Raw genomic sequence first — 23,812 nt, forward strand, 5'->3', positions numbered from 1 at the left:
TGATGGCGGGGTGACCAGCACACCGCACCGCCCGGCAGCCGACGGCTCCCGGCGCCGGGGCCGCAGGCCCGCCGGACAGGACACGCGCGCCGCCCTGGTGGCTGCGGCGCGCGCCGAGTTCGCCGACAGTGGGTTCGGCGGGGCGACCGTCCGTGCGATCGCCACGCGCGCCGGCGTCGACGCCGCGATGGTCAACCACTGGTTCGGCGGCAAGGATCAGTTGTTCGCCGAAGCGGTGCTGCAGTTGCCGTTCGACTTCGCCGACGTGGTCGCCACCGTCACCGCCTACGGCCGGGACCGCCTCGGCGAAGGCATCGTCCGCACGTTCGTCGGGCTCTGGGACGGCGCGGGCGGCGATCGCTTCACCGCCCTGGTCCGCAGCGTCGCCAGCAACCCCGAGGCCATGCACACACTGCGTGCGGTCCTGGTCGCCAGGGTGCTCGGACCGGTCGCGGCGGCCGCGGACACCGATCAGCCGGAACTGCGCGCCTCGCTGTGCGCGAGCCAGGTGATCGGGCTCGGTATGGCGCGCTACGTGGCCGAGTTCGAACCGCTCTGCTCGGCCGATCCCGACACGATCGTCGCGGCCGTCGCCCCGACCCTCCAGCGCTACCTCACCGGCGACCTCGGCCACTCGTGACGCGGGGCGGGACGGGACGCAGGCGCCGCCGCCGAGCCGCCGCCGAGCTGCCGCCGCCGCTGCCGCCGAGCTGCCGGTGCCGGCGCTGCCGCCGAGCTGCCGGTGCCGGCGCTGCCGCCGAGGGAGAGCCCCGTGCCGCGGCGATCAGGCGCCGGGCGCGTCGCCGCCCGGGTCGTCCGCCAGCAGGAGGTCGGCGTCGAAGCACGTCCGCGTGCCGGTGTGGCACGCCGGGCCGGTCTGGTCCACCCGCACGAGCAGCGTGTCCGCGTCGCAGTCCAGCCGGACCTCGCGCACGTGCTGGACGTTGCCCGAGGTCTCCCCTTTCACCCACAGCTGCTGCCTGCTCCGTGAGTAGTAGGTCGCGCGACGGGTCGCGAGTGTGTGGGCGAGGGCCTCGTCGTCCATCCACGCCACCATGAGCACGTCGGAGGTCGCGTGGTCGACGACGACGGCGCAGACGAGCCCGTCGTCACCCCGCTTGAGTCTGCCGGCGACGGCCGGATCGAGGTTCGTCTCCCCTGCTCGCTCGCCGCTGCTCATCGGATCTCCACGTTTCCTGCCTTGAGGGCGGTCTTGACGTCGGCGATCGTGAACTCGCCGAAGTGGAACACGCTCGCCGCCAGCACCGCGTCCGCGCCCGCGTCGACGGCGGGCAGGAAGTGCTCGACCGCACCGGCCCCGCCGCTGGCGATCACCGGCACGCGCACCGCCTCGCGCACGAGCTGCAGCAGTGCGAGGTCGAACCCGGTCTTCGTGCCGTCGGCGTCCATCGAGTTCAGCAGGATCTCGCCGACACCGAGCTGTTCGCCCCGCGCCGCCCACTCGACCGCGTCGATTCCGGTGCCCCGCCTGCCGCCGTGCGTGGTCACCTCGAAGCCCGACGGCGTCGGCTCCGCACCCTCGGGTACCCGGCGCGCGTCGACCGACAGCACGACACACTGCGCGCCGAACCGCTCCGAGGCTTCCCGCAGCAGCTCCGGGCGGGCGATCGCCGCGGTGTTGATGCCGACCTTGTCGGCACCGGCCCGCAGCAGCCGGTCGACGTCGTCGGTGCTGCGGACCCCACCTCCGACGGTCAGCGGGATGAACACCTGCTCGGCGGTGCGCCGCACCACGTCGTAGGTGGTCTCGCGGTCGCCCGAGGAGGCGGTCACGTCGAGGAAGGTCAGCTCGTCGGCACCCGCGGCGTCGTAGGCGCGCGCCAGTTCCACCGGGTCACCCGCGTCGCGCAGATCGACGAAGTTGACGCCTTTGACGACACGTCCCGCATCGACGTCGAGACACGGGATCACCCTCACCGCAACGGACATGTCCCCAGACTAGGCGGGGAAACCGGGGTGCGAGCAGGCGGGATTCCCGTGCTCGGCAGGAATCGGGCACGCGGCGGGTGTCGCGTGATCATGACCGGCGCTCCTGCGTACGATCCGGTGACTGTGACAGACGGACCGATGGTCGCGACCCGTCCCGCGGAGCGGACCGCGGGCCCGCAGGACACGCCGGCGTCCCCGGCCGAGGAGAGGCGTCCGGGCCGATGGCGCTCCCGGCTGCCGGCCGCCGCCTCCGTGACGGCCGGCACCGTGATGCTCGGCGCGCACGGTGCCTACTACGGCAACTGGATCGTCGACGACGCCGCGATCACGTTCTCGTACGCGCGCAGTTTCGCCGAGGGGCTCGGACCCGTCGTCCAGCCCGGTACCGCACCGGTGGAAGGGTTCTCCAACGTCACGTGGACGCTGCTGCTGGCGCTGGCCCGGCTCGCCGGCCTGTTCGACCACGGCACGATCCTCGGGGTTCCGGACTACGTGCTGCTGCCCAAGGTCCTCGCGCTGGTGCTGTGCGCGGGCACGCTGACGGCCTGCCACGCCGCGCTGGCACGGGTGCTGGTGCGGCCGTGGCTCGGGACGCTGGCCGTGGGCGGTCTGCTCGCGGTGACACCGTCGTTCGTCATCTGGGTGGTGTCGGGACTCGAGAACGCCCTGTACGGCCTGCTGGTCACGACGCTGGCGGTGCTGGTGTTCCGGGCGGTGCTCGGCGATGCCGTCCTGCGGTGGCGGCTCGCGGTCGGTGCGGGCCTGCTCGCGGCACTGGCGGCCCTCACCCGGCCGGAAGGGCTGATCTACGGCGGCGTCTATCCGATCGTCGTGCTGGGGATGGTGCTGCGGTCGCCGAGGAGGCACGTGTCGGCGGGCCTGCGGCATGTCGCGGCGTCGTCGGCGGCGTTCGTCGCCGCCGCCGGTGCGTACTTCCTGTGGCGCCGGTTCACGTTCGGCGAGTGGTTGTCGGCGCCGTCGATCGCGAAGTCCCAGGGCCTGCCGTATCCGACGGATCTGTCGAAGGCCGGGCAGCTCGTCGCGTACGCGGGCGCACCGGCCGTCCTGCTCGCCTGTGTGCTGGTCGGGATGCTGCTCGCCCAGCCGCCGTGGTGGCGGCGCGGGCTGCTCGCACTCCTGGTACCGCTGGGACTGGCACTCGTCGCGTTCACAGTGCTCGAGGACGACTGGATGGGTCACCTGCGGTTCGCCACCCCGATCTGGATTCTCGGCGCGCTCACGGCGGTCCTGGCCGCGGCGGAAGCATTGCGGCGCACGCGGGGACGGGCACGCGCGATCGCGGTGACCGGGCTGGTCGTGGGACTGTTCGCGAGCGGCTCGTCGTTCGCGGTGGCCGCCTACGACTTCCGCCGCGCGCCGACGTTGTCGGCCTGTCACATCGCCGACCGCTACGGCCGCGTGTTCAACGGCTACGCCGACGTGCTGGGACTGGACCACGGCTCGCTGCTACTGCCCGACCTCGGCGGCACGTCGATGACCAGCAGACTCCGGCTGATCGACATGGCCGGGCTGACCGACATCCGGATGGCGCACCTGATCCGCAACGAGGACCACGCGGGCACGAGACGCTACGTCTTCGACGACCTCCGGCCCACGTTCGTCCACACGCGGCTGCCGTGGACGCGCGACGAGAACCTCACGGACGACCCGCGGTTCACCCGCGACTACGTGCGCATCTTCGCCGAACCCGGGCACCCGTGGCCCGACGGCGACTGGGTCCGCAGGACTGCGGTTCCGGACGAGGAGACGCTGCAGCGGCTGCGGGCCTACGCGCAGGCGACGGCGGGACCGGCCGGTGACTATGCGCACGCCCCCACCCGTGCCTGCGGCGACACGCTGAGCGTCGGCTCCACCCCGCAACCGGAGCCCGCAGCCACTTCCGGCCGATAGACTCCCCGGCGTGAGCGAGTTGGAGCGCCTCGGCGCCGAGAAGTACGTCCTGCTGACGACGTTCCGGCGGTCGGGCACGGCAGTGCCCACCCCGGTGTGGATCGCACGCGACGGCGACGAGCTCGTGCTCTACAGCGGCCGCGATGCGGGCAAGGTCAAGCGCATCCGCGCGGGCGCCGGCGTCGAGGTGACCGCGTGCGACGTCCGCGGCACGACGACCCACGGGGACACGGTGCGCGGCACGGCGCGGGTGCTCGACGAGGCGGGCAGTGCCCGCGCCCGCGATCTCATCGCCCGCAAATACGGGGTGTTCGGCAAGCTCGCCATGCTGGGCAGCAGACTCCGCGGCGGCACGTCCCGCACGGTCGGCATCGCCGTCACCCTGACCGGCTGACCCTCCAGGGAACGGGCACGTCGCGGCTGTTCAGACGGCGGCGACGGCCTCGAGCGCCTCGGGCAGCGTGAACGCCTGGGCGTAGAGCGCCTTGCCGACGATCGCGCCTTCGACCCCGTCGCGTTCGAGCGCCGCCAGTGACCGCAGGTCGTCCACACTGGACACGCCACCGGAGGCGATGATCGCGGCGTCGGTGCGGGCGGCGACCTCACGCAGCAGGCCGACGTTCGGCCCCTTCAGCGTGCCGTCCTTGCTGACGTCGGTGACGACGTAGCGCTGGGCACCGTCGTTGTCGAGGCGTTCCATGACCTTCCAGAGGTCACCGCCGTCCTGGGTCCAGCCGCGCGCGGCGAGCCGGTAGCCGTCCTCGCCGATCCGCACGTCCAGGCCGATCGCCACGCGGTCGCCGTATTCGGACACGACCTTGGCGCACCAGTCGGGCGATTCGAGTGCCGCCGTGCCGAGGTTGACCCGCCGGGCTCCGGTGTCGAGTGCGGCCTTCAGCGACTCGTCGTCACGGATGCCGCCGGACAACTCCACCTGCACGTCGAGCTTCGCCACGACGTCGGCCAGCAGTTCCCGGTTCGACCCCTTGCCGAACGCGGCGTCGAGGTCGACCAGATGCACCCACTCCGCACCGTCGCGCTGCCAGGTCAGCGCGGCCTCGAGCGGGGATCCGTAGGACGTCTCGGTGCCGGCCTCGCCCTGGACCAGGCGCACGGCCTGGCCGTCGGCCACATCAACGGCGGGAAGGAGTGTCAGCGTCACGCCGCCAACTCTAAGACCCCGATGCGCCGATCGGCCTACAGGGGCATGCGCCCGCAGGCCACCGCCACGCCCCGGGACCGGAGGTCACCGGCGTGGGGCGGTCACAGCGTGCCGAGCCAGTTGCGCAGCAGCTGCGCACCCGCGTCCCCGGACTTCTCCGGGTGGAACTGGGTGGCGCTCAGCGCGCCGTTCTCGACGGCGGCGACGAAGTCCTCACCGTGGCGGGCCCAGGTCACCAGTGGCTGCGCGCTGCCGAGCTCCGACCGCAGGGTCCATTCCCGCACCGCGTAGGAATGCACGAAGTAGAACCGCTCGTCGGGGTCGATGCCGTCGAACAGCCGCGATCCCCCGGGCGCACGGACCGTGTTCCAGCCCATGTGCGGGAGGATGTCGGCGTGGAGCCGCTCGACCGTCCCCGGCCACTCCCCCGTGCCCTCGGTTTCCACGCCGTGCTCGACACCACGGTCGAAGAGGATCTGCATCCCGACGCAGATGCCCAGCACGGGCCTGCCTCCGGCGAGCCGCTTGCCGACGATGCGATCACCCTGGACCGACCGCAACCCCTCCGCACACGCGGAGAACGCGCCGACCCCGGGCACGACCAGACCGTCCGCCTCCACGGCGGCATGGGGATCCGCCGTCACCGCGACGTCGGCACCTGCACGCTCGACGGCGCGTTCGGCACTGCGGAGATTGCCTGATCCGTAGTCGAGAATCACAACTGAGGGCACGGTTCCAGGTTAGCCCGTCCGCCGGGATGCCACCCGCACCGGCAGCAGCGCCAGCGACCACACCGCGAGCAGGCCGAAGGCCACTGCGTACGACGTGCCGGACACGACCGCGCCGACGGCCACCGCACCCAGGCCCTGTCCCGCGTCGAACGCCACGTTCCAGGAGATGCTCGCCCGGCCGGCCGAGGTGCGCTGGAACATCGACACGAGCGAGTCGTTCTGCACGGCACCGAACCCGATGCCGAACACGATCATCGCCGTCACGGTGAGCCACGCCGGGCCGCCTTCGCTGAACACCGCGTACCCGGCGAGCCCGAGGCCCGACAGGGCTCGCCCCGGTGCCAGCAGCCGCCCGGTCCAGCGCGTGCCGAGCCTGCCGGCCGCCCAGCGGGACAACGTCGTGGCCAGCGGCAGCAGCAGGAGCGCGATCGACGACTCCGGGGCGAGCAGCAGGATCGGGGTGAACGTCGCCAGCGCGCCGAGGCCCGTCGAGGCGGCGAGCATCGGCAGCCACGGCCGCCACGTCTGCCGCACGGTCGGGAGGAATCCCCCGCCACGTTCCGGTTCGGCGGTGGACCGGGCAGGCGGCAGGAACGCGGCGGGCAGCAACGCGAGCGCGGGCAGAGCGGCCGCGAGCACGAACACCGCGGCGAAGCCCCAGTGCTCGGCCAGCCACGGACCCGCAGGCAATCCGACGAGCTGCGGCACGCCCGTGGCGAGGCCGTAGATGCCCGAACCGCGCGGGACGGCGGCCTGCGGCAGCAGTTCGGCGATGAGCGCGCTGCCGCACACGGTGAGCAGGCCGAAACCGATACCGCGCAGCAGCGAGATCGTCAGGATGCCCTCGGGGGAACTCCACTCGATCAGCAGCGGCGTGGGCACGCCGAGGAACGCGATACCCGCGAGGATCCCCGTGCGGTAGCCGTAGCGCCGCACGAACGCACCGGTCCCGAGCTGCGTGAGAACCGTGCTGGCCATGAACACACCGGTGGCGGCCCCGGCGGCGAACGTGCCCGCCCCCTGCCGGACCGCCCACAGCGGCACCACCGGCAGCAGCAGCGAGAAACCGCACAACGCGAGGGCGGTCGCGGCGAGCGACAACCGGAACGGCCCGTACCGCCACGGCGACTCGTCACGGGGCGGGGCACCGGATGTGTGGTCAGCCATACCGACAGTTCTAGTACGTTCGTACAGCTCTCACCGGGTCGGGTGGCGGGAACGTGAACGCCGCCTCAGCGCCGGGCCGCCCACGCCGTCAGCTCGTCGGCCGTCCAGGTGTTGACGACCCGATCCCCGGTCACGCCGCATTCGGTCGCGCGCACGCAGCCGAACGGCAGCCAGGACAGCTGCCCGGGCGCGTGGGCGTCGGTGTCGACGGCGAACCGGCAGCCCGACTCCTGCGCGAGCCGCACCAGCCGTCTCGGCGGGTCGAGCCGTTCCGGCCGGGAGTTGATCTCCACGGCGACGTCGAACTCCCGGCACGCCGCGAACACGGCCCCTGCGTCGAACTGCGATTCGGGCCTGCCGCGACCGGTGACGAGCCGGCCGGTGCAGTGACCGAGGACGTTCACCCGCGGATGCGACACGGCCGTCAGCATGCGCCGCGTCATCTCCACCGCGGGCATGCGCAGTGTCGAGTGCACACTCGCGACGACCACGTCGAGCCGTTCCAACAGATCCGGTTCCTGGTCGAGCGAGCCGTCGTCGAGGATGTCGACCTCGATGCCGCTGAGGATGCGCGGCGGGGCGAGGCGCTCGTTGCACTCGGCCACGACGTCGAGCTGGTGGCGGAGCCGCTCGGCCGACAGGCCGCGCGCGACCGTCAGCCGCGGCGAGTGATCGGTGAGCACGAGGTACTCGTGGCCGAGCGCGCGTGCCGCCCCGGCCATCTCCTCGATCGAACTGCCGCCGTCGGACCAGTCCGAATGGGTGTGGCAGTCCCCGCGCAGGGCGGCGCGCAGCGGCCCGCCATCGGGGATGCCGGGCGCGCCGCGCGACTCCAGATCCGTCAGATACGCGGGCTCCCTGCCCTGCACCGCCTCGGTGATGACCCCGGCGGTCGTCTTCCCGATCCCGGTGAGCTCCGTCAGCGTGCCCCTGGTGACACGGCGGGCGAGCTCGCCGTCGGGCAGGTCCGCGACCACGGCGGCGGCGTTGCGGAAGGCCCGCACGCGATAGGTCGGCTCACCGGTGCGTTCCAGGTGCAGGGCGATCTGGCGCAACACGTTCACGGGATCCATTGCTCACCTCACCGGTCGGGCGGCACCGGTCGGACGGCCCACCCGACCAGGGTCCTCGACGGCCGGGCCGGTCGCGGCCGCACTACTACGATCCGGTGACGTCGTGCGACGTCATCGCCGGGGGACGACGGCGGTTCGCACGCGACGTCGCGGCCACCGGATCCGGCCGGAGTACACACGCGGCGTGACGACGCCGTCCGCCATCCGGCCCAGTGCACCCTACGATCGTCGTCACCCGTTCCGGCCTGCGAGAACGGCAGGACGGAACCCGATGGGGGTCGCGTACGACCCGTCCGCGCACAGGCCGTATCTTGACCCGGTAGTCGGGGTCCGTTATTGCACGCACAGCGCGTGGAGGGGTTGTTTTGCCGCAGGAACCTCGGTGGCCAGAGCCTTCGGAATCGCAGCCGAACGAGTGGCCCGAGTCCCACACCGAGCAGACCGACATTCTCCCTGCCGTCCCGCCGGCGAACACGGAGAGCACCGAGTCTGCCACGGAAAGTACGCAGTTCATCTCGGAGTACGGCGCCGCAGAGACCACGCAGCACATCGCGTGGCCCGAGGCCGACGCGGAGACCACGCAGCAGGTGCCCGGCCCCGCCGCCGGCTCGGGCGACGACACGGTCGTCGCCGCGGCGGCGAACGCACCCACCGCACCCGCAACGCCCGCGCCGGACACCGCGGGGGAAACCACGCAGTACATCCCCGCCGTCCCGGCCGACGACCCCACCGGCCCCAGCCCCGACGACACCGGTGGCGCGGCCCCCGGTGGTACTCGCGGGGCCGCACTGGGCCGAGCCCGCACGCCACTGCTGGTCGCCGCGGCCGTTCTCGGAGTGCTCGCACTCGTCTACGTGGCCGACGTGTTCGCCACCTCGGGTGACGTGCCCCGCGGCACCGTCGTCGCGAGCGTCGACGTGGGCGGGATGAACCGCTCGGACGCCGAGGACAAACTCCGCTCCGAGCTGGAGCCGCGCATGACGCAGCCGGTGCAGTACCGCGCGGGCGACGTCGACAACGAGTTCGACCCGCAGCAGGCCGGTCTCCGGCTGAACTGGAAGGAAACCCTCGACCGCGCGGGCGATCAGCCGCTCAACCCGTTCTCCCGGATCGCGTCGCTGTTCACCGAGCGCGAGGTCGACGTCGCCACCGAGACCGAGCGCAATCAGCTCGAGAACGCGCTCGTGACGGTGCAGGAAACCGTCGACCGCGACCCGGTCGAGGGTTCGATCGCCTTCGAGGGCGCGACCCCGAAGGCGGTCGAACCGAAGGACGGCCAGAAACTCGACGTCACGGCGGCCGAGAACGTCATCGTGCAGGACTGGGCCGACGGCGAGCGGATCGAACTCCCGGTCAGCAGCACCCCCGTGTCGGTCAGTTCCGAGGACGTGCAGGCCATGTTGCGCGACGTCGCCGAACCCGCGGTATCGGCCCCGGTCCTGGTGCGCGGGGACGACGCCGACGGCACGCTCGAACCGGAGGAGATCGCGGCGGCACTGAGTTTCGAACCCGACAACGGCGAGCTCACCCCGAAGATCGACCGGAAGAAGATGGCCGCAGGCGTCAAGGAGGAGCTCTCGAGCACGGTGCAGGAAGGACGCGACGCCGAGATCGTGTTCAAGGACGGTTCGCCGACCGTCAAACCGTCCAAGGAGGGCAAGCGCATCAAGTGGAAGGACACGTTCGAGCCGCTGATGGACGTGCTGCGCAGCCAGGACGAGCGGGAGATCACGGCCGAGTACGAGAAACAACAGGCCGAGATCACGACGAAGCAAGCCAAGCAGCTGGGTATCAAGGAGGTCATCGGTGAGTTCACGACCGGCGGCTTCGCCGCCGACTCCGGCGTGAACATCCGCCGCGTGGCCGAAGAGGTCGACGGCGCCATCGTCAAGCCGGGCGAGACCTTCAGCCTCAACCAGCACACCGGCCCGCGCACCCAGGCGCAGGGCTACGTCGAGGCGGGCATCATCAAGAACGGCGCGCCGGGCACGGCCGTCGGCGGTGGCATCTCGCAGTTCGCGACCACGCTGTACAACGCGTCCTACTTCGCGGGCATGACCGACGCGGGACACCAGGAGCACAGCTACTACATCAGCCGCTATCCCGAAGGCCGGGAGGCGACAGTGTTCCAGAAGCCGAACGGGGCGAGCCTCATCGACCTGGCGTTCACCAACAACCTGCCGAACGGTGTCGCGATCCAGACCCAGTGGACGAAGAACGACATCACGATCAAGCTGTGGGGCACGAAGAAGTACGACGTCAAGTCCCGCACGGGCGATCGCAGCAACGTCGTCGATCCGGAGACCAAGGACGGGCCCGACGGCGACGAATGCTCGCCGAGCAGCGGCGCACCCGGATTCACCGTGACGAACACGCGCGTGCTGCGTGATCTCGACTCCGGTTCGGTCGAGCGGGAGGATCGGACAGTGAAGTACAACCCGCAGCCCAAGATCGTCTGCAAGAACAACCGGCCGGAGTGACGAGTGCGGCGGGGTTCCGGCCCGGGCCCCGCCGCACTCCTCGGTCACGCCCCGGTGTCAGCGCACGGTGAGGATCGAGCGCAGGTGCGACACCTCCGACATCCGGCGCTCGGCCAACCGGTCGGCTGCGGTCACGGCCGGCACGCCTTCGTCGTCGGCGAGGGCGAACACGGCCTTGGCGGTCTCGTACAGCGACGTCGCCTTGAGCCGGGCCCGGTCGGGGTCGTAGCCGCGCAGCTCGTCACTGACCTGGATCGTGCCGCCCGCGTTGACGAGATAGTCGGGAGCGAACAGGATGCCCCGATCCTGCAGCAGCTTCTCGACACCCGGATGCGCGAGCTGGTTGTTGGCGGCGCCGCACACGATCGCGGCACGCAGCGCAGGCACCGTGTCGTCGTCGAGGACCCCGCCGAGCGCGCACGGGGCGAAGATGTCCACATCGGACGCGATCAGCGCGGCGGTGTCGTCGACGACCTCCACCGACGGATGCACCGCGCGGACCTGGTCCACGGCCCGCTCGTCGACGTCGGTGACGACGATCTCGGCGCCCGACTGCGCGAGGTGACCGACGAGGAGTTTGCCGACCTTGCCGACACCTTCCACGCCGACACGCGTGCCCTTGAGCTCCGGACTTCCCCAGCAGTGCTCCGCCGAGGCGCGCATTCCCTGGTAGACGCCGAACGCGGTGAGCTCCGAGGAGTCACCCGCGCCGCCTTCCTCGCGTGAGCGTCCGGTGACGAAACCCGTCTCACGCGCGATGACGTCCATGTCGCGCACGTAGGTGCCGACGTCGCACGCGGTGATGTACCGGCCACCGAGCGACTGGATGAACCGGCCGTAGGCGCGCAGCAGGGCCTCCGATTTGAGCGCGTCGGGGTCCCCCATGATGACCGCCTTGCCGCCGCCGAGGTCGAGGCCTGCGAGCGCGTTCTTGTAGGCCATCCCCTTCGACAGTGCCAGCGCGTCGTCGAGCGCGGCGTCCTCGTCCGGGTACGGGTAGAAGCGGGTGCCGCCGAGGGCCGGGCCGAGCGCGGTCGAGTACACCGCGATGATGGCCTTCAGTCCGGTGGCACGGTCATGACAGTGGACGACCTGTTCGTGGCCGCTCTCGCGGCCGAATACACCGTCGGTCACGGGTGGTGACTCCTTTGTCGGTTCCGGTCGGCGCCGGTCGGCACCGGCCGGGATCGGTTGTGTTCCACGGCGCAGGCGTGCGGGGTTACCGCAGCGCACACCGCGTCAGCTCACGATAGACCCGGCCGTGTCGCAGGGGAAAGCGACGGACGTTGGACTGGCGGCGCCGCCGGAACGGGCGCTGCGTCCCGGGCCGGCGATGTCGCCGGAGCGGCAGCAGCCACCGGCCCGGCCCGGCCCGCGACGGTGACCGTGCCCAGCTCGGACGCGACGGCGGCTTCGGCCAGCGCCGCGAGTTCCCGCCGCCCGGCCGCGCGGCCGGGTGCGATCTCCGGGCACACCGTCAGCTCGAGGGTCAGGTCCGGGATCGCCACGGCCCGCCGGAGCGAGGCGATGAGGGATTCGGGGCCGATGAACGCGGGCCGGGTCGTCTCGCGCCCGCCTGCCAGGTACCGCACGGCCACCGGCTGCACGGGCACCCCCGCATCGATCGCCGCCTGGAACATCGCGGGACGGAACCGCCCGGAGGCCGACCCGCACCACGTCGTCCCCTCGGGATTCACGGTGACCAGCGCGCCCGACCGCAGTGTCGTGGTCAGCGCATCGACAGCGGCGGGCAGCGCGGACAGTCGATCGCGGTCGAGGAAGACCGTGCCCATCCGCGCGACCAGCGTTCCCAGTACCGGCCACGAGGCGATCTCCCGCTTCGCGAGCGCCCGCATGGGGCGCATCGCGTTCAGGCCCAGGATGTCGGCGAACGAGATGTGATTGCTGACGACGAGCGCACCGCGCCCGCGGCCGGCGAGCTCGCCGCGGACCACGAGCCGTATCCCCAGCGCCGCCAGCACACCGCCGAGCACCCGGCGTACGACCCGGTCACGGCCGGGCAGCACCGCCAGCACCGGCCCGAGCACCAGCGCGACGGCGACGACGAGAGCGGCACCGGCCAGCCGCAGCCCACGCCGCACCGGCCCGACCCGGGCACCCTCCCGGGTGAGACAGCCGTCACCGCACGGCGAGACGGGCATCCACGGGTGACTCATACCCCGGTCCCCAGGAAGTGCTTCAGGTAGCGCTCGTCGACCCGCTGCAGATCGAGCAGCACGAAGAAATCGGCGACGTCGAAGTCCGGATCGTGCGCGGGCGGCCCGCACACCCGGGCGCCGAGGCGCACGTACCCGCGCAGCAGCGGCGGCAGCACCGGGCGCGCGGGACGTGCGATCTCGTCGCACTCCCACGGCCGCCGCGGAGTCACGCGATGCGCCTCGTCGGCGGCATACTTGGTGCGTACGAGGTCCCAGACACCGGCGGCCTGAACCCCGCCGTCGGCGAGCGGCACCGAGGCGCAGCCGGCGAGGTAGCGGTGCCCGGACAACAGCATGTACCGCGCGATGCCGGCCCACACCAGGCTGACGACCGCTCCCGTGCGATGGGCGGCGTCCACACAGGACCGTCCGGTTTCGACGAGCGACCCGCGCAGCGGGCCGAGCGCCGTCAGGTCGAATTCCGTGTCGGCGTAGAGGTTCCCGGCTTCGCGGGCACGGTCCGGCGGCAGCATGCGGTAGGTACCGACGATCGCGCCGGACTCGTCGTCGGTGACCACGAGGTGGTCGCAGAAGGCGTCGAACGGGTCCACGTCCAGGCCGTCCGGCCCGGGTGCGAGCCGTGCGCCCATCTCCTCGGCGAAGGCCCGGTGCCGCAGCCGCTGGGCGGCAAGCACCTCGTCCTCTCCCGAGGCGACGCGCAGCGAGTACCGCGCGCCGCCTGCCGTCCGGTCCGTACTGAGCAGGGGCTGTGACCGCGTCATGACTGGGATGCTCGCGCCGGCAGGAAAACCCCGGCGGGCACCGGCCGTGGCCGATGGCTGCACACCCGGTGAACGCTCCGTTCACACCGGCCTCACACGCGAACGGCCGCCTCCCCGCGACATGCGGGGAGGCGGCCGTGTGCTGCGAGCGCGGGGTCTCAGCCCTTGCGCTTGGCGACCTCGTCGGTCAACTGCGGGGCGACGTCGAACAGGTCGCCCACGACGCCGAAGTCGGCGATCTCGAAGATCGGCGCCTCCGCGTCCTTGTTCACGGCGACGATCGTCTTCGACGTCTGCATGCCGGCGCGGTGCTGGATGGCACCGGAGATGCCGAGCGCGACGTAGAGCTGCGGCGAGACCGTCTTGCCGGTCTGGCCGACCTGGAACTGCGCCGGGTAGTAGCCCGAGTCGACGGCGGCACGCGAGGCACCGACGGCCGCACCGAGCGAGTCGGCCAGCTTCTCGACGACCTCGAACTTCTCCGCCGAGCCGACACCGCGGCCGCCGGAGACGACGATCGACGCCTCCGTCAGCTCGGGCCGGTCACCGCCGACGACCGGCTCGACACCGGTCACCTTGGCGGACGTGGCGGCATCGGCCGCGGGCAGCGCCACGGTCTCCTCCGCGGCCGCGCCGTCGGCCTGCTCGGCCTCCACGGCACCCGGGCGCAGCGACACGACCGGCGTGCCCTTGGCGGCCTTGGCCTTCACGGAGAAGGCGCCACCGAAGATGGACTGGTCGACCGAGCCGTCGGCGTTCACGCCGACCGCGTCGACGAGCACACCCCCGCCGAGGCGGATCGCGAGACGGCCCGCGACCTCCTTGCCCTCGGCCGTGGCGGACACCAGCACGGCGGCGGGCGACGCCTGCCCCGCCACGGCGGCCAGCGCGTCGACCTTCGGCGTCACCAGGTAGGCGGCGGCGTCGTCGGACTCGGCGGCGTACACCTTCGCGGCGCCGTAGGACGCCAGCGCATCCTTCACCTTGCCGGTCGTGCCGGGGGTGCCGACGACGACCGCGGACGCCTCGCCCAGCGTGCGAGCAGCCGTCAGCAGCTCGAACGTGGACTTCTTGACCTCACCGTCGACCTGGTCGACGAGCACGAGTACTTCAGCCATGGTTCGTCTCCTTGAGTGGGATGAGGTCTGTCTCAGATGAGCTTCTGGCCGGAGAGGTACTCGGCGGTCTTCACGCCGCCGTCACCGTCGTCGTCGACCCGCTCACCGGCGGCCCGCGGCGGCTTCGGCGCTGCCTCGAGCACCGTCGAGGACGCACCCGGCAGGCCCAGGTCACCCGCGTCGACACCGAGGTCGGCGACCGTGACGGTCTCCACCGGCTTCTTCTTGGCGGCCATGATGCCCTTGAAGGACGGGTACCGCGGCTCGTTGATCTTCTCGGTGACGCTCACGACGGCGGGCAGGTTCGCCTCGAGGTGGGTCACGCCGTCCTCGGTCTCGCGGTCGACCTTGAGGGTCGTACCCTCGAGGGACAGCTCACGGGCGTGGGTCAGCTGCGGCACGCCGAGGATCTCGGCGAGCATCGCGGGGATCGCGCCGCCGCGACCGTCGGAGGCCTCGTTGCCGGCGATGACGAGGTCGTAGCCGTCGACCTTGCCGAGCGCCCCGGCGATGACCTTCGCGGTGGCGACCATGTCCGACCCCTGCAGAGCCTCGTCGGAGACGTGGACGGCCTTGTCGGCGCCCATGGACAGGGCCTTGCGGATCGCGTCGGTGGCACGGTCGGGACCGACGCACAGCACGGTCACCTCGCCCTCACCGGCCTCCTTGATCTTGAGCGCCTCCTCGACGGCACGCTCGTTGATCTCGTCGATCACCGCATCGGCGGACTCGCGGTCGAGGGTGTGGTCACTCTCGTTGAGCTTGCGCTCCGAGTACGTGTCCGGCACCTGCTTGACCAGTACAGCGATGTTGGTCATGGAACTCCTTTAGGCGCAATGCAGGGCGTTACTTGGCGGTAGATTAGGCGCAAAACCACTGGTACGCGCCCCGAGGTGACCACGTTCACCCGGAATCGCGTTTTAGTGGGACGATCGTTCATGTAAATGGCCGATCCGCTGGTCATTACACCACGTACACAACGCTTGCGCGCACGGTGCATCACATTCGCCTTAATGGGCGCAAACTTCGGGCTACCCTGGGGTAACGTCGAGGACGTGCCTGTCGCAGTGATCACCGACTCCACGGCCAGCCTGCCGGAGCGGACCGCCAAGCAATGGGACATCTCCGTCGTGCCCGTGCAGGTCGTCGTCGGCGACCGCGTCGACGACGAGAACCGCTACGACCGCGAGGAGCTCCTGCGCCGGCTGCTCGACCACGAACCCGTCACCACGCAACCCCCGGACCCGGGCGCGTTCTTCTGGACGTTCCAGGACGCCGTCAGCGCGGGCGCCACCGCGATCGTCTGCCTGCACATCTCCACCAAGCTCTCGGCCACGGCGGACGCGGCCCGCGAGGCGGCCCAGCAGGTCAGCGTTCCCGTGTACATCCTCGACAGCGGCACCACGAACATGAGTCTCGGCTTCGCCGCCGTGTCTGCCGCACGTGCCGCGGCGGCCGGCGCATCCGTGGAACGCGTCATGAGCGCCGCGGACGCGCGCATCCGCGCCAGCACCGAGCTCATCTACGTCGACACGCTCGACTACCTGCGCAGGAGCCGGCGCATCGGCGGTGCGGCCGCGGCGATCGGTTCCGCGCTGTCGATCCGGCCGATCCTGACGATCAGCGGCGGCGAAGTGACGCCGCTGACGCGGACCCCCGGCACCAAACGCGCCCTCGCCAAACTCGTCGACGTGGCCGTCGAACGCGCAGGCGCGACCACCGTCGACGTCGCCATCGCTTCCATGGAGGTCGGCGACCGCGAACACCGCGTCGCCGGCGAGCTGCGCAGGCTGCTGCCCTCACTCGGCGACCTCACCCTCGTGCAGGGCAGCACCGTCGTCGGTGCGCACGTCGGTCCCGGCGCACTCGGCATCACCGTCGCCCCCGTTCCATGACCTGCGCCTTCCGCGACCCGGCACCCGCCTCGAAGGTCGCGTGTTCCCGCCGATCGCCCCGGTGCCCCCGCACCCATCGCCTACGCTGGGAACCGCCGACGCCGGCCGGGGTAAGGCGCCCCGGCCGTCGGACACGACGACCGGCCGGACGGCCGACGGAAAGGACCACACATGGCATCGCTGTTCCACAAGGTGGCCCGGTTCGCGAAGAGCCCGGCGGGCAAGCGCGCGATCTCCGAGGCGAAGCGGATGGCCAACGACCCCCACAAGCGCCAGCAGGCCAAAGAGGCCTTCGACAAGATCCGCAAGGGTTCCGGTGGCTCCCGCGGCGATGGCCGGCCGCCCGCATCCCGCTGACGCCGGCGCCCTCGCCACCGGTCCCGTTCACGCCCGCCTGCCGGCCCCAACTCTCGTTACCGGCAGGTAGGCGGTCCGGGTGCGACAGCTAGTCTCTCGGCGTGGACACGACTCGCGCCGAAGCCCTCCACCTCACCGGCGAGCGCACGGTGCCGGGAGTGCCGGAGGAGAATTACTGGTTCTAGACCACTCGCACGTTGTGCGGTAACTGCTTTCCGCAGGTCGCCTATCGACGTTGTGCCCGAAGTTCTCGTGGCAGAACGTCGACCATATAGGCGGCCCCGGCCGGCGCAGTAACGCCGGAACCCGGGGCCTTGACCGGAAGGAAGGTTCCGGCCCGTGCTCACCATAGGTCTCGCGGTCGCGTGCGCACTACTCGCCGCGACTGCTCTCACGTTCGCGTTGCGCGCCCGCCACTGGCGGCGGCAGGCCAACAAGTACAAGGAAGCCTTCTGCGCTACCAGCGGCGTCGCCGCTCGGCACCGGGCCGCGGTGGAACATCTCGCCGCGCGGCTGCGCGACCATGCCGTACCGGACGGGCTCACCGCGGCCGACGCTGCCCTGTTCGCCGACAAGTTCGACCACGCCGCGCGGTGGGGTGAGGTCGAGTGACCGGCGACGATCTGCACGCGCTGCGCGGCGAGCTCGAGGCCGTCGAACGCCGGCTCGGCGACATTCGCGCGCGCCTCGACGAGCACCGCGGCGCCCCTCCCGCCGGCGCCGGCGGCATCCGGTCCACCCACCCCGGCACCGGCGAGACGCTGGAGCGTGTCGAGGCGATGCACGAGGGTGGCACCGTGGCCTACCGCGTCACCGTCGACGGCGTGTTCGTCGGCTGGGTCGGCGACGGCGCCCCGTGGCGCGGCCACCGTTACGGCGGCCGCCGCTGGTGGGCTACCTGGCGGCAGGACGGTGACACCGCCGCCCGCTGGTCTTCAGAGCTCGAATATCCGACCCGTGCGCGCGCTCTGGCCGCGCTGGTCGCTCGCATCACGTCCTGAGCACCTGCCCGCAACGTCGCCGACGTCAGACCTGCTGACGTCGGCGGCCTTGTCGGCAGTGTGCCGGCGATTCCCGGTTTCCTCAGCACCGCTTCCCGGGCGAATGCCCGCGCGGCCCCGTGACGGCGGGGACGTGCGGGTAAGGCGGGCTCTCACGTAAGCCACCGCGGCGTGAGCGCGGCTCTCTGCCCCCATGGCCAGGGGCGGGGCGACACATCCGGCACGCCGCGTCCCCACGATGGGGCGCGGCCGGTAGTGCTGGGCTGGGCAGAAATGGCGTGGGAGTGTCCCGACCGAACGAAGTGAGGGAGGGAACCCCGTATGCCCTTTCCCGGCCGTTCCGCTACGTAGGCCGCCGTTTCGGCGCTGAGCGTGTCCCTACGGTCTGAACGCCCGGCGGCCGGGGTTCGGACCACCGGACCGCCGCGCAGTCGCACACGGCTTGACGCAGCGCAGCGAAACGGCCCCGCCGGGGAAAGGGAAGGAAACCCGGCGGGGCCGTTCGTCTTCTCACCTCGACAGAGGAGAAGTTCTTACGCGGTCACGTCGACCGCCTGAGCGAACCCGTCCGTGAGGCTGACGCCGTACCCGCCGACCAGGGCCGTGGCCACGGTCCGAACACCCGTCTTCACGTCCTCATCGAACGCGGTCATGGCGCCCTGCGCCTCGAAGAACAACGTGCCCGCGCGCAGGTTCGACACGACCATGGTGCCGCTCGTGACCGCACTCGAGGGGTACACCAGCGCGCCGGCGAACCGCTGGAACGCCTCCGCCGTGGTCTCGCCGCCGGTCGGCTGCACGTCCTGCAGCAGGTTCGCGTCGTCGGGATGCGACAGAATCACCAGATCGGCAGGGTCCATCGAGGCCGTGGCGTCCAACACCTGCGCGATCGCCTTACGAACGTCCTGCGGCGGGTCGTCGAACGCCGCCGCCGTCCCGGCCGCCGACTCCACATCACTGATCAGCGCGCCGTCGAGGTCCTTGGCGATACCCAGTTGATGCATTGCCACGATGGCGCGCGCATCGGTGCCGAACCGGGCCTCGACGTTGAGATCGGTGAACCGTCCGAACCGGCGCAGCGTCGCCGACCCTGCCGTGCTCGAGTCGTATTCCGCCAACGAGGCGCCCTCGGACGCGCCGGCCTGCGCGGTCGGCAACGTCAGCTCGGGGAACTCTGCGGCGACCGCGTCCGCGTCGACGCGGCGCACCCCGCCGATCACATGCAGGATCCGCGGCCCCGTCAACGGGTTGCTTCCCCATTTGCGCGGTGACCCCAGCTGGCCGGTCCCGACCGTCGCGTTCGTGACCTGCCGCAACTGCTCCGGCGACAAGTTGGCCTCAACCCGCCGCGCGGTGCGCGTGTTGATCGCGTCCTGCACCGCCTGCACGGCTTCGCCGCTGTAGGTCAGCGGGTGATCCGACTGCCCGCCGCCGGCCGACGCCGTGAAGGCCTGTACGTCGTTCGGCGCCGGCGCGGTGTAGGCGGCCTGCCGCTGGCGCACCTGCTGGTCACGCTGCGCCTGCGAGAGCTGGTTCTCCAGCGTCTCGTAACGCTCGACCTCGTCGCTGGTCAGGCTGCGACCCTCGGCACTGTCCACGATGGCGGTCATATCCGCCATGATCTGCTCGATGTTCACGTGTTCTGCTCCGTTCCCGCGAACCGGACCGCATGCCGCGCCCGGATAAGTTGCTCCCGCTTGTGATCCGGCCCCGCGGCGGCATCGACCATCCCGGCCGCCAACAGCTTGTCCTCCTCGCTCACCCGCTCCTGACCGTCCACGCGGGCCTGAATCGCGGAGATCTGGGCGCGCAGCTCCGGACCCGCGGCGGAAGCGGCGAGATGGCTTGCGATCTCCGAACGGTGCGAATGGGCCAGATTCTCGACCTGCCGCGCGTGCATCTTGTCCGCTTTGCGGGCCAACGCCAGCCACTGCGCCTGCCGCTCGGCCGACAACGGATTCCTGCTCATCGCTGCCACACCCCCTGCGCGCCGGCCGCCAGCTCCATATCCGTATCCGCCGCCACGTCGTCGACCGTGGTCGCATCCGTCGCGCCCGCCTCCCGTAGCGCACCGTCGACATCGACCACGCACTCACGCGCCAACGCCTTCAACCCGTGCTGCCGACTCAACCGGTGCCACGTCGACTCCGAGATACCCAACGCCGAGCACACCTCGGCCACGGTGAGCGTGGCCGCATCGACCATCACACGCGCCCGCACCAACAGCGCGAGCTTGTGATGCTCGGCGGCCCGCTTCTCCTGCCGCAACGTCTGCGCGAGCTTGTGCCGCTGACCGTCATCCATGACACCAAGTATAGCCATATGCGCATGTCTGCATGAAACCGACGCGCCGGGCCGATACCGGCCAATCCGCCCCGGGCGTCGCACACAAAAAAATGACGGGAGCGGCGGGTCATCTGGGGCCAGGGTTGTGAACTTTTCGCGGGCGTCGGAGAGCAGCGCGGCCCGCTCGGCGACCTCGATGGCCGGTCACGGCGTCGTGTTCTCCTGCCGGTTCCATCGGTGGGTGTGTTCGGGTGTGGGGCCGTCGTCGGGTAGTCCGACGAGGCGGCGGAGGTAGACCAGCCGTGCGCGGTCGATGCTGTTCGCCTTGCTGGTGCGCGGGGTGCGGCGGCGTTGCTGGGTGTAGTGCCGTTGGCAGAGGCCGCGGGCGTAGTGGGTCCGGTGGCAGTCGGTGCGGTCGCACTCGCGGGTCATCCGGTCGGCCCTTGCGTCTTGTTCCCACTTGTTCCGTCTTGTTCCGGGAACAGGTGCGCGTCTTGTTCTCTTGTTCCCGGCCCTTTAGGGCCGGGACAAGAACAGGTCGCGCTGCCCGGATGGGAGGTGTGGGCGCCGGAACAAGTCGGTACGAACACGCGAGCGCCGCGGGAACCGGTCGACTCGGTGAGGTGGCCGGCGATCGCGAGGCGTTCGAGTGCGTCGCAGGCTGCTTGTCGGTTCCCGCCTGCTGTGACGCGAACCTTGTTCTGGGTGGCCTGCTGACCGGCCGCGGTGATCTCGGTGACGACCGCGAGCACGTGCGCGTCGAGTTCGGCGTGCGGGTCGGTCTCGGCCGCCTGCTGCCCGTCCTCCGGCGGTGCGACGAACGCGAGGTCGAGGAAGTCCTTCCACTCGCGCTCGTCGTCGACGATCAGTGTGCCGAGGTATGTCCGGCCGGGTGTGCGCGTGGCCTTGCCGTGGCGTCGCAGGTGTCCGGGCCGGTCCTTGGTGACGAACACGTGCGAGACGCCGCGCCGGCCTCGGCCGAACGGTTCGGCGTTCTCGAGTACCAGCAGCGAGCCGGACAGGGCGTTGCCTTTGTGGATGCTGCCGAGCGCGGTCCGGCCGCGCGCTTCCCGGTCCTTGACGACGTGATCGCAGCCGAGCACGGCCGCCCCGGCGGTGGTAAACGGGGTGATCAGGCGTCGGCGGAACGCCGCGACGCCGCCCTCTTCGCGTATCTCGGCCCCGTGCAGCGCCATGCCCTCGTTGATGCCGTCGAGGATCACCAGCGCCGGCGACAGGGCGAGCAGCTCGGCCCGGTCGGCCTCGGTGATCGCACGCTCGGGCGCCACGAACCGGAACCGGTCGAGAATGGCCCTGTCGTCCACGTGGAGCGCCTGTAGACGTTCCACGGTGTCGGAGGGGTCGGACTCCTCAAAGTGGACGTACACGACCACCTGGTCGGCCTGTAGCTCGGCGGCGGCGCAGGCGAGCGCGTACCAGGACTTGCCGGATTCCATCTCGCCGATGACGGTGTGTTCCTTGCCGGGGTAGAGCGTGCGCAGTCCGTCGTCGCGGACGATGCCGACGGCCGGTTCGGGCCGCGTGATCTCGCCGCGCAGATACGGGCCCAGGTCGACCGGTCGCCACGCCGAGGGCTCGGCCGCCGGCGCGGTCGACGGGCCGCCATGGGTGCGGCCAGCGGCCGCACCCTGCTCGTTGGCCGGGTGCTGGCTGGCCTCCCCGGGCGGTTCCTCGTGTGGCGGAACGTCGGCCCAGGGGTCGACGGCCACCCCCTCGGCGTGATCGCGGTCGGCGAGGTACACGACCTCGCCGGTCTCGGTGTCCCAGTCGACCGGCCCCTCGTTGCCGTAGCCGATCACGCGGCCACCCCCTCGGCGAGTACGGCCTCGGAGAGCTCCGACAGAAGGCCGAGGCCGTGGAGGTGGTGCCAGGCGAGGCGGGCGGCCTCGGTGGACCGCGGCGACGGTGGCACCGCGGCACGGCAGTCGTACGGGTCGGCGTGGCCGCAGTCGAGCGGGGCGAGCCGGCGCGCAGCGGCGCGGCGACGACGGTCGAGGTCGGACCGCTGCGGTACCGTCGAGGGTGACGTGTTCGTGTCGTTGTCCGCCGCCTCGGTTGCCCAGCCGGGGCGGCGTTTCTCTGCCATCACGCCGCATCACCGCGGGCCTGACGGTCCGACGTGGACGCGGCCTTCCGGGCGCGCCGCTTGGCCTCGCGGTTGGCGGCCATCTGCTTGAAGTAGGCGCGCTTGGCCGATTCGAGTCGCCGGGCGTACTCGCCGGGGTCGCTCTGTTCGAGCTCGTCGGGGATGCCGTACTCGCGTGCGATGCGGCGATCGCGTCCGGCCCACGTCGCCGCGAGGCGGGCGCGGCGGTCGGTCGTGCGGGCCCACGAGGCGTGAGCAGCAGCCGACATGTACGCGGATACTTGCTCGGGCGTGGGAAGTTCGGGCATGGGGAGGCCACCCCTTCCGGGGTTAGCCGCTGTCCCATGCGGTGAAGATTTGCGCTGCGCGCGGGGCCCTAAATGACGTTGTGGCTACACCGTAACCGATGTGCGAATCAGGGCTCGATTCGGACACTCCGTGTCGGGTGGCACTGACACACGTATTCCACCTCGCGCCCGATGACCCGTTCGAGCGGGTGCGTCGTGAACATCGACTTCGTCGCCTCTCCGTCCACAGTGGTGCGCGTGGACCGGACCTGTCCGGCCACCCACCGGCCGTGACCGGGCACGAGCCACACCGTGTAGAGCGGCCGGCCGGCGGGGCATCGCACGGCGTGAAGACGATGCAACGTCGCCGGGTCCCCCTCCAGGCCGTAGAACATCCGGAGCGCCTCGGCGACCCGGCCCTTGGCGCTCACAGCCGGTCACCCCGCGCGAGCCGGCGCGCGGCCTCGCGAGCCTGCTCGTCGGCCACATGCGAGCCGTAACGTCGGGACATCGTCGGAGTGGTCCACCCCGCGAGCCGTTCGAGCTGGTCGTCGGACATGTTCGCGCCCTTCAGGTCCGCGGCCCAGGTGTGCCGGAACTGGTGCGGGTGCAGATGAGTCAGCCCGGCGGCCTCCGCTCGCCGGGACAACATCTCGGCCACCCCTCCCCCGGTCACGCGGGCGCCGGGCCGGTCGGCCCGCGTCGACAGGAACAGCGCCGAGCCGTTCGCTTGTGGCCGCTGCGCCCGGGCGCGCATGTACTTACGGAGCGCGAGGGCGGTACGGCCGCCGAACGGCACCGCGCGCACCTTGCTGCCCTTGCCGGTCACAGTGACCGTCTGGTGCCGCACGTCGAGGTGTTCGACATTGATGCCCACGAGTTCGGCGCGGCGTAGTCCACAGTCGAGCAGCACGCGCACGATCGCGGTGTCTCGCCGGTCGACGAACGTGCCGCCCGACATGCTTCTCAGCAGCGTTGACAGGTCGTCGTCACTGATCACCGGGACGGGCTCGGGTTGCGGCATGGGCAGCTCGAGCCGCGCGGCGGGGTTGTGTTCAAGACCGCTGTCGGGCTCGGCCGCGACGTAGCCGAGCCACTTCCGCACCGCGATACCGCGCACCCGCCGGGTGCTGTCGGCCATGCCCTTGTCGACCAGGTGGGCAAACCAATCACGCACGTGCGCGTGCGTGAGGTCCGCGGGCATCGTCACCGCCGGGTATGCGGTGCGCAGCCAGGTGAGGAACTGGTCCACGCTGCGCCGATAGACCCTGATCGTCTCGTTGCCGGGACGGCCCGCTGCGAGCTCCAGCAACCACTCGTCGAGCCAATCGTTAAGGTGATCCACG

Annotated in this window: 27 protein-coding genes and 1 pseudogene; 9 read left to right on the top strand and 19 right to left on the bottom strand. The window is 71.2% G+C overall.

Annotation, left to right across the window (positions count from 1 at the left end; genetic code table 11):
- Window positions 1-10: 10 nt before the first annotated feature.
- Window positions 11-640, top strand: coding sequence for a TetR/AcrR family transcriptional regulator (locus LY41_RS01980; protein WP_253862082.1), 630 nt, complete (start codon window positions 11-13; stop codon window positions 638-640).
- A gap of 144 nt (window positions 641-784) precedes the next feature.
- Here the strand turns inward: LY41_RS01980 and hisI are convergent, their stop codons facing one another.
- Both hisI and hisF read right to left on the bottom strand, forming a co-directional pair.
- Entirely contained in the window at window positions 785-1,180 is a 396-nt protein-coding gene (hisI, locus tag LY41_RS01985) for a phosphoribosyl-AMP cyclohydrolase (RefSeq protein ID WP_253862083.1), read from the bottom strand.
- Entirely contained in the window at window positions 1,177-1,950 is a 774-nt protein-coding gene (gene hisF / locus LY41_RS01990; RefSeq protein ID WP_253862084.1) for an imidazole glycerol phosphate synthase subunit HisF, read from the bottom strand. Before hisF ends, hisI begins: the two co-directional genes overlap by 4 nt.
- Window positions 1,951-2,073: 123 nt before the next feature.
- On the opposite strand from hisF, the gene LY41_RS01995 reads away from it, so the two are divergent.
- Window positions 2,074-3,861, top strand: coding sequence for a hypothetical protein (locus LY41_RS01995; protein WP_253862085.1), 1,788 nt, complete (start codon window positions 2,074-2,076; stop codon window positions 3,859-3,861).
- Between the two features lie 10 nt (window positions 3,862-3,871).
- On the top strand, window positions 3,872-4,255 hold the full coding sequence (locus LY41_RS02000) for a PPOX class F420-dependent oxidoreductase (RefSeq protein WP_253862086.1): 384 nt from the start codon (window positions 3,872-3,874) through the stop codon (window positions 4,253-4,255).
- Between the two features lie 30 nt (window positions 4,256-4,285).
- On the opposite strand, the gene priA is transcribed toward LY41_RS02000, so the two are convergent.
- From priA to LY41_RS02020, 4 genes are all read right to left on the bottom strand, one after another.
- Window positions 4,286-5,023 (bottom strand): bifunctional 1-(5-phosphoribosyl)-5-((5-phosphoribosylamino)methylideneamino)imidazole-4-carboxamide isomerase/phosphoribosylanthranilate isomerase PriA, encoded by a 738-nt coding sequence (gene priA, locus LY41_RS02005; RefSeq protein WP_253862087.1) that lies wholly within the window; start codon window positions 5,021-5,023, stop codon window positions 4,286-4,288.
- Between the two features lie 101 nt (window positions 5,024-5,124).
- Window positions 5,125-5,754 (bottom strand): imidazole glycerol phosphate synthase subunit HisH, encoded by a 630-nt coding sequence (gene hisH, locus LY41_RS02010; RefSeq protein ID WP_253862088.1) that lies wholly within the window; start codon window positions 5,752-5,754, stop codon window positions 5,125-5,127.
- 9 nt (window positions 5,755-5,763) lie between these two features.
- Window positions 5,764-6,921 carry an MFS transporter gene (locus tag LY41_RS02015; protein WP_253862089.1) on the bottom strand — a complete coding sequence of 386 codons (1,158 nt, stop codon included), beginning with the start codon at window positions 6,919-6,921 and terminating at the stop codon, window positions 5,764-5,766.
- 65 nt (window positions 6,922-6,986) lie between these two features.
- A complete protein-coding gene (locus tag LY41_RS02020) occupies window positions 6,987-7,994 on the bottom strand; it encodes a PHP domain-containing protein (RefSeq protein WP_253862090.1) in 1,008 nt (335 codons plus the stop codon).
- Window positions 7,995-8,359: 365 nt separating this feature from the next.
- Here LY41_RS02020 and LY41_RS02025 point away from each other — a divergent pair, with 365 nt between their 5' ends.
- Window positions 8,360-10,474 (top strand): VanW family protein, encoded by a 2,115-nt coding sequence (locus LY41_RS02025; RefSeq protein WP_308292187.1) that lies wholly within the window; start codon window positions 8,360-8,362, stop codon window positions 10,472-10,474.
- A gap of 57 nt (window positions 10,475-10,531) precedes the next feature.
- Here the strand turns inward: LY41_RS02025 and LY41_RS02030 are convergent, their stop codons facing one another.
- From LY41_RS02030 to LY41_RS02050, 5 genes are all read right to left on the bottom strand, one after another.
- Window positions 10,532-11,608 (bottom strand): Glu/Leu/Phe/Val dehydrogenase dimerization domain-containing protein, encoded by a 1,077-nt coding sequence (locus tag LY41_RS02030; RefSeq protein WP_253862091.1) that lies wholly within the window; start codon window positions 11,606-11,608, stop codon window positions 10,532-10,534.
- 110 nt (window positions 11,609-11,718) lie between these two features.
- Entirely contained in the window at window positions 11,719-12,651 is a 933-nt protein-coding gene (locus LY41_RS02035; protein WP_253862092.1) for a lysophospholipid acyltransferase family protein, read from the bottom strand.
- Window positions 12,648-13,415 carry a GNAT family N-acetyltransferase gene (locus LY41_RS02040; protein ID WP_253862093.1) on the bottom strand — a complete coding sequence of 256 codons (768 nt, stop codon included), beginning with the start codon at window positions 13,413-13,415 and terminating at the stop codon, window positions 12,648-12,650. The genes LY41_RS02035 and LY41_RS02040 overlap by 4 nt, the downstream gene beginning before the upstream one ends.
- Window positions 13,416-13,573: 158 nt before the next feature.
- Window positions 13,574-14,533, bottom strand: a complete 960-nt coding sequence (locus LY41_RS02045) for an electron transfer flavoprotein subunit alpha/FixB family protein (protein WP_253862094.1) — start codon at window positions 14,531-14,533, stop codon at window positions 13,574-13,576.
- A gap of 32 nt (window positions 14,534-14,565) precedes the next feature.
- Window positions 14,566-15,351 (bottom strand): electron transfer flavoprotein subunit beta/FixA family protein, encoded by a 786-nt coding sequence (locus LY41_RS02050; protein WP_253862095.1) that lies wholly within the window; start codon window positions 15,349-15,351, stop codon window positions 14,566-14,568.
- Window positions 15,352-15,546: 195 nt separating this feature from the next.
- Here LY41_RS02050 and LY41_RS02055 point away from each other — a divergent pair, with 195 nt between their 5' ends.
- The 5 genes and pseudogenes from LY41_RS02055 to LY41_RS02070 all read left to right on the top strand — a co-directional run bounded on the left by LY41_RS02055 (window position 15,547) and on the right by LY41_RS02070 (window position 17,786).
- Entirely contained in the window at window positions 15,547-16,428 is an 882-nt protein-coding gene (locus LY41_RS02055) for a DegV family protein (protein ID WP_253862096.1), read from the top strand.
- Window positions 16,429-16,599: 171 nt separating this feature from the next.
- On the top strand, window positions 16,600-16,785 hold the full coding sequence (locus tag LY41_RS02060; protein WP_253862097.1) for a hypothetical protein: 186 nt from the start codon (window positions 16,600-16,602) through the stop codon (window positions 16,783-16,785).
- A gap of 101 nt (window positions 16,786-16,886) precedes the next feature.
- A pseudogene (locus tag LY41_RS23770) lies at window positions 16,887-16,967 on the top strand (SAM-dependent methyltransferase); the annotation flags it as partial.
- 157 nt (window positions 16,968-17,124) lie between these two features.
- Window positions 17,125-17,397: a hypothetical protein gene (locus tag LY41_RS02065; protein ID WP_253862098.1), complete on the top strand. Its 273-nt coding sequence runs from the start codon at window positions 17,125-17,127 to the stop codon at window positions 17,395-17,397.
- The gene (locus LY41_RS02070; RefSeq protein WP_253862099.1) at window positions 17,394-17,786 is read left to right on the top strand and encodes a hypothetical protein; all 393 of its coding nucleotides are present in this window, start codon (window positions 17,394-17,396) and stop codon (window positions 17,784-17,786) included. Before LY41_RS02065 ends, LY41_RS02070 begins: the two co-directional genes overlap by 4 nt.
- Window positions 17,787-18,319: 533 nt before the next feature.
- On the opposite strand, the gene LY41_RS02075 is transcribed toward LY41_RS02070, so the two are convergent.
- The 8 genes from LY41_RS02075 to LY41_RS02110 all read right to left on the bottom strand — a co-directional run bounded on the left by LY41_RS02075 (window position 18,320) and on the right by LY41_RS02110 (window position 23,811).
- Entirely contained in the window at window positions 18,320-19,423 is a 1,104-nt protein-coding gene (locus tag LY41_RS02075; protein WP_253862100.1) for a hypothetical protein, read from the bottom strand.
- The gene (locus LY41_RS02080) at window positions 19,420-19,755 is read right to left on the bottom strand and encodes a hypothetical protein (protein ID WP_253862101.1); all 336 of its coding nucleotides are present in this window, start codon (window positions 19,753-19,755) and stop codon (window positions 19,420-19,422) included. The genes LY41_RS02075 and LY41_RS02080 overlap by 4 nt, the downstream gene beginning before the upstream one ends.
- Complete coding sequence (locus LY41_RS02085) at window positions 19,752-20,090, bottom strand: helix-turn-helix domain-containing protein (RefSeq protein WP_253862102.1); 339 nt, start codon at window positions 20,088-20,090, stop codon at window positions 19,752-19,754. The genes LY41_RS02080 and LY41_RS02085 overlap by 4 nt, the downstream gene beginning before the upstream one ends.
- A gap of 186 nt (window positions 20,091-20,276) precedes the next feature.
- Entirely contained in the window at window positions 20,277-20,504 is a 228-nt protein-coding gene (locus LY41_RS02090) for a hypothetical protein (protein ID WP_253862103.1), read from the bottom strand.
- Window positions 20,501-21,892, bottom strand: a complete 1,392-nt coding sequence (locus tag LY41_RS02095; protein WP_253862104.1) for a hypothetical protein — start codon at window positions 21,890-21,892, stop codon at window positions 20,501-20,503. Before LY41_RS02095 ends, LY41_RS02090 begins: the two co-directional genes overlap by 4 nt.
- A complete protein-coding gene (locus tag LY41_RS02100) occupies window positions 21,889-22,179 on the bottom strand; it encodes a hypothetical protein (RefSeq protein ID WP_253862105.1) in 291 nt (96 codons plus the stop codon). Before LY41_RS02100 ends, LY41_RS02095 begins: the two co-directional genes overlap by 4 nt.
- Entirely contained in the window at window positions 22,179-22,487 is a 309-nt protein-coding gene (locus tag LY41_RS02105) for a hypothetical protein (protein ID WP_253862106.1), read from the bottom strand. The genes LY41_RS02100 and LY41_RS02105 overlap by 1 nt, the downstream gene beginning before the upstream one ends.
- A 406-nt stretch (window positions 22,488-22,893) precedes the next feature.
- The gene (locus LY41_RS02110) at window positions 22,894-23,811 is read right to left on the bottom strand and encodes a tyrosine-type recombinase/integrase (protein WP_253862107.1); all 918 of its coding nucleotides are present in this window, start codon (window positions 23,809-23,811) and stop codon (window positions 22,894-22,896) included.
- Window position 23,812: the final 1 nt, after the last annotated feature.

It is taken from the genome of Prauserella halophila, assembly GCF_024171895.1.
Taxonomy (GTDB): Bacteria; Actinomycetota; Actinomycetes; order Mycobacteriales; family Pseudonocardiaceae; genus Prauserella; species Prauserella halophila.